Below are 216 nucleotides of genomic sequence, written 5' to 3'. Positions count from 1 at the left end.
GCCTTGGCGCGCTCCGCGCTGCTGGCGGCCGAGCGGGTGCTGATCCCGGTGCAGCCCAGCCCCTACGACCTGTGGGCCAGCGCCGAGATGGTGGCGCTGATCCGTGAGGCGCAGGTGTTCCGGCCTGCGCTGCGCGCGGCCTTCGTCATCAACCGGCGCGTGAGCACCACCGTGATCGGACGCGAGGCCCGCGGCGCGCTGGCCGAGCAGCCGCTT

The 216-nt window shown here is 74.5% G+C and carries 1 pseudogene; it reads left to right on the top strand.

The features are described 5' to 3' along the window. Positions 1 to 216: pseudogene (locus tag H928_RS0105420) on the top strand (ATPase); the annotation flags it as partial.

It is taken from the genome of Comamonas sp. B-9, assembly GCF_000410635.1.
Taxonomy (GTDB): domain Bacteria; phylum Pseudomonadota; class Gammaproteobacteria; order Burkholderiales; family Burkholderiaceae_C; genus Comamonas.
This window is presented reverse-complemented; position numbering and strand designations above follow the sequence as displayed.